This is a genomic window from Latilactobacillus parasakei (assembly GCF_049674265.1).
Taxonomy (GTDB): Bacteria; Bacillota; Bacilli; order Lactobacillales; family Lactobacillaceae; genus Latilactobacillus; species Latilactobacillus sakei.
This window is the reverse complement of record NZ_CP186861.1, coordinates 1,114,294-1,130,655: the sequence shown is the minus strand read 5'-3', so window position 1 is coordinate 1,130,655 and position 16,362 is coordinate 1,114,294. Positions and strand designations below refer to the sequence as shown.

General features: G+C 42.3%; 18 protein-coding genes and 1 other RNA gene. All 19 read left to right on the top strand.

All coding sequences use genetic code 11. The annotated features are described in order from the left end of the window. Positions 1-230 precede the first annotated feature (230 nt). Positions 231-1,247, top strand: a complete 1,017-nt coding sequence (gene trpS, locus ACPBEH_RS05925; protein ID WP_025016433.1) for a tryptophan--tRNA ligase — start codon at positions 231-233, stop codon at positions 1,245-1,247. Positions 1,248-1,400: 153 nt separating this feature from the next. Beyond that, entirely contained in the window at positions 1,401-2,768 is a 1,368-nt protein-coding gene (locus ACPBEH_RS05920; RefSeq protein WP_424350042.1) for an MATE family efflux transporter, read from the top strand. Next, the gene (locus ACPBEH_RS05915; protein ID WP_424350041.1) at positions 2,761-3,558 is read left to right on the top strand and encodes a DNA/RNA non-specific endonuclease; all 798 of its coding nucleotides are present in this window, start codon (positions 2,761-2,763) and stop codon (positions 3,556-3,558) included. Before ACPBEH_RS05920 ends, ACPBEH_RS05915 begins: the two co-directional genes overlap by 8 nt. A 64-nt stretch (positions 3,559-3,622) precedes the next feature. Next, complete coding sequence (locus ACPBEH_RS05910; RefSeq protein WP_424350040.1) at positions 3,623-4,258, top strand: pentapeptide repeat-containing protein; 636 nt, start codon at positions 3,623-3,625, stop codon at positions 4,256-4,258. A gap of 86 nt (positions 4,259-4,344) precedes the next feature. Then, entirely contained in the window at positions 4,345-6,966 is a 2,622-nt protein-coding gene (mprF, locus tag ACPBEH_RS05905; protein WP_424350039.1) for a bifunctional lysylphosphatidylglycerol flippase/synthetase MprF, read from the top strand. A gap of 9 nt (positions 6,967-6,975) precedes the next feature. Further along, positions 6,976-7,581: a class I SAM-dependent methyltransferase gene (locus tag ACPBEH_RS05900; RefSeq protein ID WP_016264615.1), complete on the top strand. Its 606-nt coding sequence runs from the start codon at positions 6,976-6,978 to the stop codon at positions 7,579-7,581. 72 nt (positions 7,582-7,653) lie between these two features. After that, the gene (locus tag ACPBEH_RS05895; RefSeq protein WP_016264616.1) at positions 7,654-7,998 is read left to right on the top strand and encodes a hypothetical protein; all 345 of its coding nucleotides are present in this window, start codon (positions 7,654-7,656) and stop codon (positions 7,996-7,998) included. Positions 7,999-8,077: 79 nt separating this feature from the next. Then, entirely contained in the window at positions 8,078-8,596 is a 519-nt protein-coding gene (gene tadA, locus ACPBEH_RS05890; RefSeq protein ID WP_147000237.1) for a tRNA adenosine(34) deaminase TadA, read from the top strand. Positions 8,597-8,603: 7 nt separating this feature from the next. Further along, positions 8,604-8,701, top strand: an RNA gene (ffs, locus tag ACPBEH_RS05885) — signal recognition particle sRNA small type. A 319-nt stretch (positions 8,702-9,020) separates the two neighbouring features. Further along, positions 9,021-10,739, top strand: coding sequence for a DNA polymerase III subunit gamma/tau (gene dnaX, locus ACPBEH_RS05880; protein ID WP_424350038.1), 1,719 nt, complete (start codon positions 9,021-9,023; stop codon positions 10,737-10,739). A gap of 26 nt (positions 10,740-10,765) precedes the next feature. Next, on the top strand, positions 10,766-11,074 hold the full coding sequence (locus ACPBEH_RS05875) for a YbaB/EbfC family nucleoid-associated protein (RefSeq protein ID WP_424350037.1): 309 nt from the start codon (positions 10,766-10,768) through the stop codon (positions 11,072-11,074). A gap of 25 nt (positions 11,075-11,099) precedes the next feature. Further along, complete coding sequence (gene recR / locus ACPBEH_RS05870) at positions 11,100-11,696, top strand: recombination mediator RecR (RefSeq protein WP_011374047.1); 597 nt, start codon at positions 11,100-11,102, stop codon at positions 11,694-11,696. 16 nt (positions 11,697-11,712) lie between these two features. Beyond that, a complete protein-coding gene (locus ACPBEH_RS05865) occupies positions 11,713-11,967 on the top strand; it encodes a YaaL family protein (RefSeq protein WP_011374048.1) in 255 nt (84 codons plus the stop codon). A gap of 142 nt (positions 11,968-12,109) precedes the next feature. After that, the gene (gene tmk / locus ACPBEH_RS05860; protein ID WP_424350036.1) at positions 12,110-12,754 is read left to right on the top strand and encodes a dTMP kinase; all 645 of its coding nucleotides are present in this window, start codon (positions 12,110-12,112) and stop codon (positions 12,752-12,754) included. Positions 12,755-12,768: 14 nt separating this feature from the next. Next, positions 12,769-13,098: a cyclic-di-AMP receptor gene (locus ACPBEH_RS05855; RefSeq protein ID WP_011374050.1), complete on the top strand. Its 330-nt coding sequence runs from the start codon at positions 12,769-12,771 to the stop codon at positions 13,096-13,098. A gap of 3 nt (positions 13,099-13,101) precedes the next feature. Further along, on the top strand, positions 13,102-14,094 hold the full coding sequence (holB, locus tag ACPBEH_RS05850) for a DNA polymerase III subunit delta' (protein ID WP_424350035.1): 993 nt from the start codon (positions 13,102-13,104) through the stop codon (positions 14,092-14,094). Between the two features lie 51 nt (positions 14,095-14,145). Beyond that, entirely contained in the window at positions 14,146-14,499 is a 354-nt protein-coding gene (locus ACPBEH_RS05845) for a DNA replication initiation control protein YabA (protein ID WP_011374052.1), read from the top strand. Positions 14,500-14,597: 98 nt separating this feature from the next. Further along, entirely contained in the window at positions 14,598-15,476 is an 879-nt protein-coding gene (gene rsmI, locus ACPBEH_RS05840; RefSeq protein ID WP_424350034.1) for a 16S rRNA (cytidine(1402)-2'-O)-methyltransferase, read from the top strand. 10 nt (positions 15,477-15,486) lie between these two features. Beyond that, on the top strand, positions 15,487-16,233 hold the full coding sequence (locus tag ACPBEH_RS05835) for an acyl-[acyl-carrier-protein] thioesterase (protein WP_424350033.1): 747 nt from the start codon (positions 15,487-15,489) through the stop codon (positions 16,231-16,233). Positions 16,234-16,362 lie beyond the last annotated feature (129 nt).

Below are 16,362 nucleotides of genomic sequence, written 5' to 3'. Positions count from 1 at the left end.
ACTTTAACTTTTTGCACAGGAAGCGACGGTACTGAGAAGTCGTCAAAAGCGAGTTGTGAATGGGCCTTTAATCGGGAGCTGGTGATAAGCCAGTTCGGGTAGCGCCCTTATCGCATAAGTGGCACGATTTTTTTCGTGCAATTTAGGTGGTACCACGTCTAAGCGTCCTAATTGTGAACAACAATTAGGACGCTTTTTTAGTTGATAAGTAAAAATTGGAGGATATTATTATGGCAAAAAAAATTATCTTAACCGGTGATCGACCAACTGGTAAACTACACATCGGGCATTACATCGGTTCATTACGGAACCGCGTTGCGATGCAAGATTCAGGTGAATACGAAACATTTATTATGATTGCGGATCAACAAGCGTTAACAGATAATGCGCGCGATCCCGAAAAAATCCGCAATAGCCTCTTCCAAGTGGCTTTAGATTATTTATCAGTGGGGATCGATCCTGCTAAAACAACCGTTTTTGTCCAATCACAAATTCCAGCTTTAAGTGAATTAACAATGCATTACTTGAACCTTGTAACGGTTTCGCGGTTACAACGCAACCCAACCGTTAAAGCTGAAATTCAACAAAAGAATTTTGAACAAAGTATTCCAGCTGGCTTCTTAATTTACCCTGTCAGCCAAGCTGCTGATATTACAGCGTTCAAAGCAACGACTGTTCCGGTTGGTGATGATCAAGAACCAATGTTGGAACAAACACGTGAAATCGTCCGGACCTTCAACAACGTTTACGGCCAAGAAATTTTAGTTGAACCGGAAGGTGTCTTCCCACCAAAAGGCGAAGGTCGTTTACCTGGTTTAGACGGGAATGCCAAGATGAGTAAGTCATTGGGCAACGCCATCTACCTATCAGATGACGCTGAAACGCTTGAAAAGAAAGTCATGTCAATGTACACTGATCCATTGCACATCAAAGTAACCGATCCTGGTCACATTGAAGGCAACACAGTCTTTACTTATTTAGATGCTTTTGATGACGACCATGAAAAAGTGGCTGAACTCAAAGCGCAATATCAAGCTGGTGGTTTGGGTGACGTGAAAATCAAACGTTACTTAAACGAAGTCTTGCAAGCTAAATTCGCACCAATTCGTGAACGTCGTGCTGAATTCGAAAAGAATCCAGAAGCCGTTTACAAGATGCTAGAAGAAGGTAGCAAGAAGGCTAACGCAGTTGCAGAACAAACTCTTAAAGAAGTACGTGATGCAATGGGGATTAATTATTTCAACTAAATCATTTATTTGGAACCAAGTCGGGCATGCTGACTTGGTTCTTTTTAGTGCATACTTGTATTTTGAATCTTTTTAAAATTCAAGCAATCAACCCCTTGTATTTTATTGATTTTCAAGTAACCTAAAGAGTAACAAATAGGGAGGAAAGTACATATGCATGATTTAACAAAAGGTAACCCGCTGAAGTTAATTATAATGTTTACGGGACCATTATTGATTGGGAATATCTTCCAGCAACTTTATAGTGTTATCGATACATTAATTGTTGGTCGGACAATAGGTGTAGACGCTTTGGCAGCCGTGGGCTCTACCGGCGGTTTAAACATGTTAATTATTGGCTTTTGTACCGGGACGACTGCGGGATTGTCTATCATGACGGCACAGCGTTATGGCGCCCAGGATTATAAGGGTGTGAAGCGCAGCTTTGCAACGAGTATCGTAATCAGTGCGGTGATTACACTGATTTTAACGGTTATCAGCGTTATTTTCGCGCGTTATATTCTGGTGATTATGAAGACGCCGGCTAGTATTATCGTTGATGCGCAGAAATTTATCACGATTATTTTTGCGGGGATTTTCGCTTCGATGGCCTTTAACCTGTTGTCTAACATCATTCGTGCACTGGGTGATAGTCGGACACCGTTATTTTTCCTTGTGATCGGGGTAATCGTCAATATCTTATTTGACTTCATTTTTATCTTGGGACTACACATGGGGGTTGAAGGCGCCGGTTATGCGACGGTTTCGGCACAAATCATCGCCGCTATTTTATGTTTAGTGTACATCTATCGGCGCATTCCAATCCTTGTGTTGCGGCGTAAGGATTTTAAAATCACTAAAAAAGATATTACGGACCATTTGAAGGTCGGCTTACCAATGGGGTTCCAATCATCAATTATTGCGATTGGCTCAATCGTCTTACAAATTATGCTTAATACATTGGGGGCCAGTGCTGTCGCAGCTTATACCGCAGCCGGTAAGATTGATCAATTAGCAACGCAAGTCGGAAACTCTTTTGGGATTGCTTTGGCTACTTACGCGGCCCAAAACTATGGCGCGCGTGAATACGGCCGAATTAGTAAAGGGGTCCGTCAAACATTAACGGTCTCGATTATTTTTAGTTTGGTGATGGGGGCGTTAATTATCATCTTTGGTCGACCATTGGTTAACCTCTTCATTGGTGATCAACAACCACACGTGACCGCCTTAGCCCAAATCTACTTCCGCTTTAATAGTAGTAGTTACTTTATCTTAGCGATTTTATTTGCGATTCGCTATACCTTACAAGGTCTGGGGCAAAGTTTTATCCCAACATTGGCGGGGATTGCAGAATTATTTATGCGGATTTTTGCCGGGATTATCTTAGTCCGTATGTTGGGCTTCACCGGTGCCAGCATGGCGAACCCGCTTGCCTGGATTGGCTCATGCTTAGTCCTATTGAGCTCATATTTCAAAACGATGCAACAATTGAAGCGCCGTGCAGCTAAACAAACCTTAGAAAAGGAGTCACAGGATGTTTAAAAAACGATTCATTGGCGTTGTTGCGCTATTAGCACTTGTATTAGCGGGCTGTCAGGCTGAACAAACAACCACTCATAAAACAGCACAAACAACGACGACACACAAGCAAACCAAAACAACGACGACTTTAGCGGATAAGACGTTTAAAAGTGGTGACAAACCATATCTGGTTGTTAACCACAACAAATCCACATTAGATGTGCGCCAATGGCAAACCGAACGGATTAAATACGGGGCGTTAGACGATTTGAATCGGACGACAACCAATACGGCTTATTTATCACATGACACGCTGGGCCGTTCTAATACGCGTGAACGGCAAAATTGGCGGCCAACCGGCTGGCATAACCAACCCGTGATGATTGATGGCCGCCGAGTAACGCCTCAAAATCGCGGCCATCTGATTGCCTATGCGATATCTTTTAACTTCGATGAAGATGGTGTGTTTAAGAAGGGGCAATTAGGTAGTAGCGATAATCCTAAGAATTTAGCGACCCAAACCGAATTCAGTAACCAACGGACGATGCAGATTTTTGAAGATCAGGTTCGCCAAGCTTTGATTCACCATAAAAAAGTGATTTACCAGGTGACAACCGTTTTTCGCGGATCAGAATTGATGCCACGTGGTTATTGGGTACAAGCTATTTCAACAGATAAGACGTTGAATTTTAACGCCTATGTTTGGAATGTTGAGCCTAAGATGCAGTTTGATTATGCAACTGGCCGGGGGCGTGTTGACCAAACCATGAAGGTTGCCGATTATTACCCGGGCAATCGCTATACAAAATAGTAAGCAAAAAAGATTGGCAACCAAGTTTGAATGCCAATCTTTTTTAATTAGAGGAGAAATGATGATGACAGTAAAAAAAGCACAAGCACCGATTTTAATGGCGACTTTAGGGCCTTACCAGGAAAATTATTTTGAAACGGACGAAGCCTACGAGAACCAGTTGATTACGGAGATGCCGTTAAAAGAAGTCACGATTAATATGGCCTATTTCAAGGGCAGCCACTTTAAAAATGTACAATTTGAGCAGGTGACGTTTGATAATTGTGATTTTCAAGACGTTTTGTTTGAGCATTGCGCGTTATTAAACTGTTCGTTTATCGGCAATACTTTTCAGCGAGTGGCTTTTGAAGGCTGCCAGTTAGTTGGGGCCGATTTTGCCGAAGCTGGTTTGCGAGATGTTCGCTTTGTTGCTTGCAAACTGGATTATGCGGGTTTCAACCAGACACGGATCCGACACGTGGATTTTGAAGAATGCTCGTTACAAGAAGTGGCGTTTGAATATGTCGACTGGCAGTGGCTGACGATGAGTGGTAATGATTTGAACGGGATTGATTTGACGGGGACTAATTTAAAACAGTTTGATTTGAGTCAGAATACTTTTGAAAAGGCAGTTTTCTCACTCGAATTATTGCGTGGCGCAACCGTCAGCTCTGCCCAGACGTTAGTCATTATGAGTGCTTTACGAATTAATGTGCGTTAGATGTAACTAACATAATTGTCATTTTGCTGAGTTTTTCTGTTGGATAGCTTATAATTAAGGTATCTCATTATTAAGAGGAGACTAAAATGAAAAATTTGGGTAGACGCATTTATCAAGGAATTCAGCGCCATTTAACACTATTAAAAGGCCTCTTCATCTTATCAGTCTTAGTATTTGTGATCTTTGAAGTCGGTCGTATTTTTCGGGATCTCAACGGAGAACAATTACGCGCTAGTCTGACCACACAGAGTCCATTAACGTTACTAGCGATGCTCGTGATTGGTTTTTTAGCGATATTACCAATGCTTAATTACGACTTTGTCATTGCAGAGTTGTTACCAGAGGAGTATTCATTTTGGTATAAGGTCAAATCGGGGTGGATTGTTAACACATTTACGAACATCGCCGGTTTTGGCGGCTTTTTAGGTGCTAGTTTACGGGCTAACTTCTATGGTAAAAAAGCTTCGCAAAAAGAAATCCTAATTGCAATTTCAAAGATTGCACTCTTTCTATTAGCTGGTCTTTCGATTTGGTGTTTAATTAGTATCGTTTTAATCTTTGGTTTTGGCATTGGGCAAATTTATGCCAACTATTGGTTATGGTTAGTCGGCGGTGCTTGTTATTTCCCAGTATTACTCGGGAGTACTCGTTTGAAGAACGCAGCATTCTTTAGTGATTTATCCGTTAAACGGATCTTGCGCTTAACAGCGGGTTCATTCTTTGAATGGGGTTTTGCTGGTGGCTTCTTCTTATTGATCGGTTATTTCTTAGAAATCAAAGGGGACTTATTACAAGTTCTACCATTATTCATGATTGCCAACATCATCGGGGTCATTTCAATGGTGCCGGGTGGCTTAGGAACGTTTGATTTATTCATGATTTTTGGGTTGAGTGCGATTGGTGTTGGCAATGCTGATGCAGTTGTTTGGTTATCATTCTACCGGGTATTCTACTACATCATGCCATTCTTGGTCGGGGTCGGTTTATTTACCCACGATGCGGGTAGTCGCTTAAATCATTACCTTCAAGGCTTACCACGGCAGATTATGCAAAAAATTGCGCACCACTTCATCGTCTTTTTCCTCTATATTTCGGGGATTATTTTACTATTAGTGGCGACAGTGCCGAATTTTGCGATTACCAATATGGTAATCGGTCAACTTTATCCTTACACGTTCTTCTTCCTAGATCGGGTAACCAATATTATTGTGGCTTTTGTCATGCTAGGATTAGCGCGCGGGGTTGCTAACCGGGTGAAACGCGTTTATTGGCCATTGATGATTTTATTGGTGATTGCGATTGCCAATACCTTATGGCGTGACTTCTCGATTAAGTTAGCCGTTTTCTTGATTCTCGTCTTATTGGCTAGCCTCTTATTGAAACGGGAACTTTATCGTGAAAAGATTGAATTTTCATGGAATGATCGAATCGTTGATGGCGCCATTTTTGTCGGTGTCTTCTTGTTATATAGTTTCGTCGGAATTGCGAACTCGCCACACTTACATCACCGTAAACCAGTACCAACGGCGTTATTATTCCCGTCGGAACGAATTTGGCTCGTCGGTTTTGTTGGCTTGTTAGTCGCAGCGGCAACGTTATTCATCGTTTTCCGTTATCTAAGCCGCGGTGGGCATAAGATTGCAACACCGTTTGACGAAGCACGAATTAGCAAGGTGATTGCTGAATACGGCGGCAATGAAGTTAGTCATTTGGCTTATCTAAAAGACAAATCAGTTTACTTCTATCAAGAAGATGGCGAAGATCAAGTCTTCTTGTTATTCCGGAAAAAAGCGGATCGGTTGATTGTGATGGGCGAACCAGTCGGGAATCCGGATAAGTTCATCGATGCGATTGAAGCATTGATGCGCGAAGCCGATTTGATTGATTGTCACTTGGCGTTCTACGAAATCTCGGCTGAGTTAACGATGCAATTGCATGAAATCGGGTTTGATTTCATCAAGTTTGGTGAAGAAGGTTACGTGAAGCTCGCCGACTTTACGTTAGTTGGTAAGAAGCGCCGTGCTGAACGGGCCTTGATGAATAAATTTGAACGTGAAGGCTATCAATTTGAATTATTGACGCCACCATTTTCAGATGCCTTGATGGCTGAATTGAAGGCCGTTTCGGATGACTGGCTCGACGGTCGAGTTGAAAAGGGCTTTTCACTAGGCTTCTTTGATCCTAATTATTTACAACAAGCAGCCATCGCTGTGATTTATGATCCAGAGCATCGGATTGTGGCGTTTGCCAATGATATGCCAACTGGGACGAAAGAAGTTTCAAGTATTGACCTCATGCGCCACAGAAAAGACGCGCCATCTGGTATAATGGATGAAGTTTTCATTAGTCTTTTTGAACACAACAAGGCAGAAGGTTATGAGTACTTCAATTTAGGGATGGCACCCCTCGCCAACGTGGGGACGTCGGAATTCAGTTTTATTGAAGAAAAAATCGCGCATTTGATTTATGAATATGGCTATCACTTCTACGGCTTCCAAGGCTTACGGACGTATAAGAAGAAATATACGACGAAGTGGATTCCTAAATACATTGCTTATCAAAAGCGGACCTCAATTATCTTTACGATGCTCCAAATTCTGTTAGTGGTGAACCAAAAAGTGACAGAGACGCCACAACGAAAAGGACTTGCAGGCCATTTTATGCGTTTTGTTCAAATCGGCAACTTAACTAACAATCAAGACAAATGAGGTTCTTAAATGACAGATTATTATTATTCAAAAAATCCGGAAGTTGAACATGCTGAGAAAAATTGGACGTTTGAACTACGGGGCTTTAATTTCAAGTTCACGACTGACAATGGTGTGTTCTCTAAAAATACTGTGGATTACGGTTCACGGGCATTGTTAGATGCCGTTGATTTAAGCGAAACACCAGCAGGCCCCATCCTAGACATGGGTTGCGGTTACGGCCCGATTGGGATGACACTTGCTAAGTTAGCGCCTGAGCGCCAAATCGACATGGTCGATGTTAACGAACGTGCGCTTGGTTTAGCACAAAAAAATTGCGATTTGAATCAGATTCAAAATGTTGCAATCTTTGAATCAGCTGAATATCAAAATGTGACGGCCCAATATGCTGCCATTTTGACGAATCCACCAATTCGAGCTGGTAAAGCAGTTGTTCAAAATATTTTGAAGGGTGCCTACGATCACTTGTTACCAGATGGTGAATTAGATGTCGTGATTCAAAAGAAGCAAGGCGCGCCTTCAGCTAAGCAATTAATGGCGGATACTTTTGGTAATGTACAGATCATTCATAAGGATAAAGGCTACTACATTTTGCAAAGTATTAAGTTAAAATAATGTTGAGCCGATAAGACGTCAAACAGGCTGGGATATGCTAAAATAAGGCTATAGTGTAAGGAGGTTGATACAATGAAAATGAGATATAAGATTCTAATTGGTGTTGGTGTCACAGCGGGGGTCGGCGCAACAGCCGCTTTCGTTGGTTCTAAGGCAATCATTGAGAAAGTTGAACGCTACCGTAAACGCTCGGCAGTTAAAAACTTTGTCAAAGATAAACTACATGGTAATCAAAAGGCATTGGAATTGGTTGATCAACTTTCCGATGCAGACGTGAATAATTTGTTGGGGGCGGCTGATAAGCTCAACCAACTTAAGGATAAGCTAGGCGAACAAACTGATAATATTCCAGAAATGATGGAAGACTTACGGCAAACGTTGACGGCTTATGCGACAAAAGTTAAAGAACGGCTATAAAAAACGACTAAGAGTGTTTCTAGGACAAAGATGTCTTTTGTTTTAGGGACACTCTTTTGATTGGTAAGGGGTTAGTGAATTGGGATATACACAAACTGAGATTGATCAGTGGATGCAAGTTGCGATTGATGAAGCAAATCAGGCACGGATTATTGGCGAAGTCCCAATTGGGGCGGTTATCGTGAAGGACGGCCAGATTATTGGTCGGGGGCACAACATTCGCGAACACGCACAGGATGCAACGTTACATGCGGAGATCATCGCGATTCAAGAAGCTTGCATGGTTGAAAAGAGTTGGCGCTTAGAAGACACGGCGATTTTTGTAACGTTAGAACCGTGTCCAATGTGTGCCGGGGCGATTATTAACAGTCGAATTCCAAATGTTTATTTTGGTGCTAGCGACCCAAAAGCCGGTGTGACTGGCACCTTGATGAATCTTTTGACGGACAAACGGTTTAATCACCAAGCGACAGTGGTGGCTGGTGTGCGCGAAGTTGAATGTGCCGCCTTATTACAGACTTTTTTCAAAAAAATTCGGGAAAATCGTCGAAAAAAGAAGAAAAAAACTGGTAATTTTAAACCTAATCAGGTAGAATAAGAGTTGCCGTAAGGCCTTGAGACAATGATGAGCCTACGAATCGTGTCAGGTTCGGAAGAAAGCAGCACTAAGTTTGTTTTATCATGTGTCTTAAGTTTTTTAGAAATTAACCAGGATTAGGTCAATATGACTTAATCCTTTTTTAGTGCCTAGTGTGTTTCAGGCGGTCATATTGTGTAGGCTTAGCCTCGTCACGTGAATAAGCGACGTGGTCGATTGTTTGCGCGGCGCTGCTAACCGTAACAATATGTCTGAAAAAGCACGTTGATTCAGAAGATGCAGGGAGACTGAAGCTAAAATTATTTTTGGAGCAGTCTCTTTTTTAGTGCCTTTAGGCCCTAAAAAATACTGTAAAATATGCTAAAATGGAACAAGTAGTTTTTTTAAACAATAGGACGATTAGGTGAAAGGCGGAGGTCATTAAATGAGCTATCAAGCTTTATATCGGGTTTGGCGGCCACAACGGTTCGATGATGTCGTTGGGCAAGAAACAATGACCCAAACATTAAAAAACGCCATCATCACAAAACAGACGAGTCATGCCTATTTATTTACGGGGCCGAGGGGGACTGGGAAAACGTCCGCTGCGAAGATTTTTGCCAAGGCGATTAATTGTCATTATCAAAAAGATGGCGAACCTTGTAATGAATGTGAAACGTGTCGGGCAATTACTGCCGGTGCGTTAAATGATGTGATTGAAATTGATGCGGCTTCAAATAACGGGGTTGAAGAAATTCGGGATATTCGGGATAAAGCGAAGTATGCCCCAACCCAAGCCGATTATAAAATTTATATTATTGATGAAGTCCACATGTTATCCACCGGTGCGTTTAATGCGCTGTTGAAAACATTGGAAGAACCACCAGCCAACGTGGTCTTCATTTTAGCAACGACCGAAGTTCACAAGGTGCCAGCGACGATTATTTCGCGGACCCAACGCTTTAACTTCAAGCGGATTACGGCTGCTGATTTATTCAAACGGATGGCTTACATCTTGGAACAAAAAGAAATGACTTACGATCCAGCTGCGTTAAAAGTGATCGCTAAAGCTGCTGAAGGTGGGATGCGAGATGCACTGAGTATCTTGGATCAGGTCTTATCCTTTAGTGATAATCACGTCACTTTAGAAAACGCGTTGGATGTGACGGGGAGTTTGACGGAAGCTTTATTAGCCGATTACGTACAAACAATTCACGATCACGCGCCTAAAGCAGCGTTGCAACTATTGCAACAGATATTAGCTGAGGGTAAAGATGCGCAACGCTTTGTTGAAGATTTAATCGAATATGTACGTGATTTATTGATGTATCAACAAGCACCTGAATTGGTAATGGCTAATGAAATGGATTTATTGGACGAACACTTCAAACAACTTAGCAGTGCTTTGAGCGCTGAACAATTGTATACGGTGATCGATATTTTAAATGAAACACAACAACAATTACGGTTCACTAATCATCCAGAAATCTATTTGGAAGTTGCAACGGTGCGTTTGACGCAACAACAAGTGGTATCTGCGGCCGTGAGCGCCAATACTTCAGTTCCAGCCGATAATGAGCAAGTGACCCAATTAAGTCAACAAGTTGCTCAGTTACAAGCGGCCTTACAGAAATTAGAAACGGCAGGACCAAGTACGCCTGTTCAACAAGCAAAACCTAAACCAGCTAAGAAAATTAGTAAGAAGGTCAACCGCAAGTTGATTTATCCGGTACTTGCGGATGCTACTCGGACTAACTTAGAAAACTTAAAAGAAGTTTGGCCGGACTTATTAAACATGTTAGATGTTACCAAACGGGCGATTATGCGGGTTTCTGAACCGGTGGCGGCGAGTCAAAGTGGCGTCGTTGTCGCTTTTAACTACGAAATTTTATTCGAACGGGCTAATAACGATCAGGATTTATTGACGGTCCTAGAAAACGGCTTAAACCGTTTAACGGGCAATCCGTTTAAAGTGGTCTTAGTACCGCAAGATAATTGGCCAGAAATCCGGAAAGAATATTTGCAAAATCATGCGGTTTCAGGTCATAATAATGAGGACCAACCAACGACGACTGCCGAAAAAGCACCGGCGCCTGAAGTTAACGAAGTTGTGCAGCAGGCCCAAGCGTTATTCGGGGATGCAGTCGTTGTTCAAAAAGATTAATTTAAAAATTGAGAGGATGTTTTAAAATGCGCGGAATGGGTAATATGCAAGGTATGATGAAACAAATGCAAAAAATGCAAAAAGAAATGGGTCAAACACAAGACGAATTAAACAGCACTGAATTCGTTGGCAAGGCTGCTAACGATGCTGTTGTTGTGACAATGACTGGTGACAAGAAGATGAAAGATATCGCCATCAAACCAGAAGCTGTTGATCCAGATGACGTTGATATGCTTCAAGATTTAATCATCATGGCAGTTAACAAAGCAATGGTTGATATCGATAAACAAACACAAGCTAAAATGGGCAAGTTCACAAAGGGCCTCCCATTCTAAGGTAACCGAATAAGGAAGTGCACATATGCAATATCCAGAACCAATTGCGAAGTTGATCGAAAGTTATATGAAGTTACCAGGCATTGGTAACAAAACAGCAACGCGATTAGCTTTTTATACGATTGATATGAATGAAGATGACGTGACTAACTTTGCCAAGAATCTGATTTCAGCACGCCGAGACCTCCATTATTGTAGTGTCTGTGGCAATATCACTGATGAAGATCCTTGTGAGATTTGTCGGGATACCGCGCGTAGTCAGGAAATGATTTTGGTGGTCGAACAACCTAAAGATGTGATGTCGATGGAACGGATGAACGATTATCACGGTCTCTATCACGTCTTGCACGGGGTGTTGTCACCAATTGAAGGTAAAGGGCCAGACGATATTAATATTGCTAATTTAATTAAACGACTCCAAAAAACACCAGCTAAAGAAGTCATCATCGCCACCAATGCAACGCCAGAAGGGGAAGCAACGGCGATGTATATTTCACGGCTAATTAAGCCGGCCGGGATTAAAGTTACTCGCTTAGCCCATGGTTTAGCGGTCGGGAGCGATATTGAATATGCGGATGAGATGACTTTATTAAAAGCAGTCGAGGGTCGTCAAGAAATCTAGAAATGGTGGGGTTATAATGTTCGGTAGACGAAAACCAACGCTAAGAGAAGCTGGCGATGAAGCGTTACTTGATTTGATTTATCAAGTGAAAGATAAGTGGCGCTCAGCACAAAAAACGCAAGCAAACGTTAGAGGACTAGATCAAACGTTGGAGATGGAAAGTAAGATTCAACAAGCAAAGTTCGAATTTTTATACCGACAAGCACGTCAGCGCAAGGTGGCCAGTGATGCCGTTTCGCGCGAAGTAGCCAGCCGTAATGCTTTAAGATAATAAAAAAAAGATTGGGCCCTTGATAAAAGTGATTTTATCAAGGCCCAGTCTTTTTATTAGCGAACTTTTAACCCCTTCCCTTTACCTTGTTTGCTCAATCAAGTAAAATAAGAGTAACTCTATTGATGAAGAAGGTTGTTGTGTGGTAGGCAAATTAATTACGTTTGAAGGGCCAGATGGTGCCGGTAAGACCAGTGCACTCGAAGCAGTCGTGGCACGCTTACAAAAAGAAGTGTCCCAAGAAATCGTCGTGACACGTGAACCAGGGGGCAATCCAATTTCTGAACAGATCCGCCAGATTATCTTGGATGTTAAGAATACGGCGATGGATGATCGGACAGAAGCATTATTATACGCAGCAGCTAGAAGACAACATATTGTTGAAAAGATTCAACCGGCGCTCGCAGCCGACAAACTCGTCATTTGTGATCGGTTTGTGGATAGCTCAATTGCTTATCAAGGTGCCGGGCGCGGGATTGGTGAAGAAGCTGTGGCGCAAATGAATTTATTTGCGACTGACGGCCTCACGCCAGATTTAACGTTATACTTAGATGTGCCTTCTGAAGTCGGGTTAGCCCGGATTAAGCAGCATCGTCAAAATCAATATGACCGTTTGGATCAGGAAAAATTAGCGTTCCATCAAAAAGTGCGTCAATCTTATTTGAAACTAGCACAAGCGCACCCAGAACGGATTAAAACAATTGATGCCTCACAACCCCTTGAAGCGGTTGTGACACAATGTTTACAAGTCATCGCACAAGCAAATCCGCATTTATTTGAAGTATAAGGGGAGAGATTAAGATGAAATTATTATTAGCAATCGTCCAAGACAAAGACAGTAACTTATTAAGTAGTGAATTAATTGATGCCAATATTCGAGCAACGAAGTTATCAACAACTGGTGGCTTTTTGAAATCTGGCAATACAACGTTTATCGTGGGGATTGAAGACGAACGGGTCCCAGAAGCCTTGAAGATTATTGAAGAAACATGCCAAGCACGCGAACAATTTATGACACCTCCTATCAATATGGATGCCACAATGGACAGTTCAATGTCTTACCCTATTGAAGTACAAGTCGGTGGGGCAACCGTCTTTGTGATGCCAATCGAACAATTCCACCGTTTCTAAACAATGGCCACTTTAACAATTGAACAAATGCAACCCAAGCTTGTCCAGCAGTTTGCCCAGATTATTGCGCGTGGGCAGTTAGCACATGGCTATTTATTAGCCGGTGCACAAGGTGTGGGTAAAATGCAATTGGCACAATGGTTGGCACTGCGACTTTTTTGCCAACAGGTCAATGAAGACAACCAACCGTGCTATCAATGTCCTGAATGCCAGCGGATTTTAACTGGGAATCATCCCGATGTTGTCGAAATAAAACCCGACGGTAAGAGCATTAAAATTGCTGATATTCGTTATTTGAAGCAAGAAGTTGCTAAGAGTGGGATGGAATCGAGTCAGCGGCTTTTCATTATTGAAGCGGCAGAGACATTGACGGCTAGTGCGGCCAATAGTTTATTGAAATTTTTGGAAGAACCGGCCCCAAACGTCTATGCGATTTTATGTACCAGCAATAAGAATCTGATGTTACCGACGATTTTGTCGCGGCTTCAAGTGATTGATTTAGCTAATCTGCCGAAGGAAATGGTCCGGCAACAATTTGAAGAAGCACAGATTTTACCAGCGCAGGCACAGCTATTGAGTCACTTGACGAGTGACTTAACGCAGGCGCAACAATTATTGGCTGAAGACTGGCTAATGCAAGTCGTTGCTAAAATCACGAGTTGGGCCCAAAAAGTTGCCCAAAAGGATTTGGAGAGTTTCGTAGCCATTCAAACGCAACTACTACCATTATTGGCGGATCGGTCTCAACAAAAGATTGCCTTAAACTTAATCGGTTTGTGGTATCAAGATCTTTTAAACTGCCGGTACGATTTGGCGGGGGACCTTTGTTTTAGTGAGTATCGCACGCAGTTAAATACCATTAGTCAACAAATGACCGCAGCGGAGATTGTGGCGCAAACAGAATTCGTTTTAACGGCTCAACGCACGTTTGAACAAAATGTGAGTTGCCAAAACGTCTTAGAGAGTTTAACGTTAAATTTAATCGCAGTAGCATAGCGGATCGTAGTTCAAAAATTAGCTTAAAAGGCCATCGGGAGGATGTAAACGTTGAGTAAAACAGACTTATACGAACAATTATTAACTATTGAGCAGCAGGCCAAGTTAACGTTTGACGGCATCACTGAAATGAAGGCAGTTTTATCTAAAGTTCTGGAAGAAAATGCAGAATTAGAGATTGAAAATAAACACCTCAGAGAACACCTTCAGGAATTACAACAAACAACTGAGGAAACTGACACCAAAGATTTATCGCAAGGTTTGTCTAAGTCTAAACAAAATTTACAGAATCTGTATGAAGAAGGCTTTCATATCTGTCCTTATTTCTATGGCTCGCGACGTGAAAACGACGAACCATGCGCCTTTTGTAACGACGTTATTTATGGCGAACGGACAGCTGATTAATCATTAAGCAACGCAAACAGGGCGCTGAGGCAAGATTATTTGTCGCGGCGCCCGCTTTTATAAGCTCGAGTCATTACGGCGTGAAGGGATAATTAAACATGCAAACACAATCTAGTTTTAAAACAACCACTCAAGGGGTGCTCTATTTGGTGCCAACACCAATCGGCAACTTGGGTGATATGACTTACCGCGCAATTGAGACGTTAAAAAACGTTCAGTTAATTGCGGCTGAAGATACACGTAATACGCAAAAATTATTGAACCACTTTGAAATTGAAACCAAGCAAATTAGTTTCCACGAACATAATACGCAACAACGGATTGAAACGTTGATTGAAAAATTGGAAGCGGGCGACGACATTGCCCAAGTCAGTGATGCGGGGATGCCATCAATTAGCGATCCGGGTCATGAATTGGTCAAAGCTTGTATCGAAGCCAATATCGCAGTCGTACCGCTACCAGGGGCGAATGCTGGGATTACGGCGTTAATTGCTTCCGGGATTACACCGCAACCCTTTACGTTCTTTGGCTTTTTACCACGTAAAGGTAAAGAATTAACGGAAACGGTCGCGCAATTAGCCTTAAAGCCGGAAACAACCATCTTTTACGAAGCGCCTCATCGTTTAAAAAAGACGTTACAAGCGTTGATTAACGGTTTTGGTGGCGAGCGCCAAGTGACTTTAGGCCGAGAATTGACGAAGAAGTTTGAAGAATTTATTCGCGGTGATTTACAAGAAGCCTTAACTTGGGCAACTGATAATGAAATGCGCGGTGAATTTGTGATTATCGTAGCGGGCAACCCAACACCTCAAAACCTAAGTGTGGTGGACACTGATCCGACTTTATCACTATCAGAACAAGTCGAAGCCCAGATTCAACAAGGGGCTAGTCCTAATGTTGCCATTAAAACGGTCGCTAAGGCCAATGACTTGAAGAAACAGGTGGTCTATAACGCGTACCACGATTTAACAGAATAGAGGAAATAAGATGGCAGGCAAGCAGTATACAGAGGAATATCGGATTCCGTATTTTGAAACGGATATTAAAGGCGAATTGACCTTAGCATCATTGGTCAACGTTTTAATTTTGGCCTCAGAACACCAACTCAATGACCTCAACGTCGGCGAAGAAACCATGCATAGTTTAAACCTTGGTTGGGTTGTCACGCAATATCAAATGACGATTAACCGGATGCCCAAAGTGGATGAACAGGTGCGGATTGTGACGGAAGCAGAGAGTTATAATCGCTATTTCTGTTATCGGAATTTTTGGTTGTACGATGAAGCGGGCGACGAGTGTGTCTTTGTCCAGAGTATTTTTGTGATGATGTCTTATGAAACGCGCAGTATGGTGCCCGTTGTCCCCGAAATCATGGCACCGTTCGAATCAATGGCGATCAAAGGTAGCAAACGATTCCCACGTATTAAGAAGATAGACTCAGAAAAGGCATCGCAAAAAGAATACCGCGTGCGTTATTTTGATATTGATGGCAATCAACACGTCAATAACGTCCATTATTTTGAATGGATGTTAGACGCCTTGGATTATGATTTCTTGATGGATCATCGGGTGACAAGTGTTAATATCCGTTATGGTCATGAAATTCAATACGGCCAAATGACACAAAGCCAGGTCGAACAAGTGATGGTGGATGACATAATGACGACACGCCACAAGGTAGCCGTGGGTGACCTCAGCGCAGCAGAAGCCGAAATAGCATGGACTAAAAGATAAGCGTATTGCTAAAAGTACGTTTCAGATACAAAAAAAGGGAGCTTGGACAAAAGTAATTTTGTCCAAGCTCCCTTTTTCGATATCCGAATATTGATGGTCTAAACGTGTTTTATAAGTCATATCCCTCCG

Coding starts and splice junctions, on each gene's coding strand:
- trpS (WP_025016433.1), top strand. CDS start 231: ATGGCAAAAAAAATTATCTTAACCGGTGATCGACCAACTGGTAAACTA.
- ACPBEH_RS05855 (WP_011374050.1), top strand. CDS start 12,769: ATGAAATTATTATTAGCAATCGTCCAAGACAAAGACAGTAACTTATTA.
- mprF (WP_424350039.1), top strand. CDS start 4,345: ATGAAAAATTTGGGTAGACGCATTTATCAAGGAATTCAGCGCCATTTA.
- ACPBEH_RS05920 (WP_424350042.1), top strand. CDS start 1,401: ATGCATGATTTAACAAAAGGTAACCCGCTGAAGTTAATTATAATGTTT.
- dnaX (WP_424350038.1), top strand. CDS start 9,021: ATGAGCTATCAAGCTTTATATCGGGTTTGGCGGCCACAACGGTTCGAT.
- ACPBEH_RS05900 (WP_016264615.1), top strand. CDS start 6,976: ATGACAGATTATTATTATTCAAAAAATCCGGAAGTTGAACATGCTGAG.
- ACPBEH_RS05875 (WP_424350037.1), top strand. CDS start 10,766: ATGCGCGGAATGGGTAATATGCAAGGTATGATGAAACAAATGCAAAAA.
- holB (WP_424350035.1), top strand. CDS start 13,102: ATGGCCACTTTAACAATTGAACAAATGCAACCCAAGCTTGTCCAGCAG.
- ACPBEH_RS05835 (WP_424350033.1), top strand. CDS start 15,487: ATGGCAGGCAAGCAGTATACAGAGGAATATCGGATTCCGTATTTTGAA.
- ACPBEH_RS05895 (WP_016264616.1), top strand. CDS start 7,654: ATGAAAATGAGATATAAGATTCTAATTGGTGTTGGTGTCACAGCGGGG.
- rsmI (WP_424350034.1), top strand. CDS start 14,598: ATGCAAACACAATCTAGTTTTAAAACAACCACTCAAGGGGTGCTCTAT.
- ACPBEH_RS05915 (WP_424350041.1), top strand. CDS start 2,761: ATGTTTAAAAAACGATTCATTGGCGTTGTTGCGCTATTAGCACTTGTA.
- ACPBEH_RS05910 (WP_424350040.1), top strand. CDS start 3,623: ATGACAGTAAAAAAAGCACAAGCACCGATTTTAATGGCGACTTTAGGG.
- recR (WP_011374047.1), top strand. CDS start 11,100: ATGCAATATCCAGAACCAATTGCGAAGTTGATCGAAAGTTATATGAAG.
- ACPBEH_RS05865 (WP_011374048.1), top strand. CDS start 11,713: ATGTTCGGTAGACGAAAACCAACGCTAAGAGAAGCTGGCGATGAAGCG.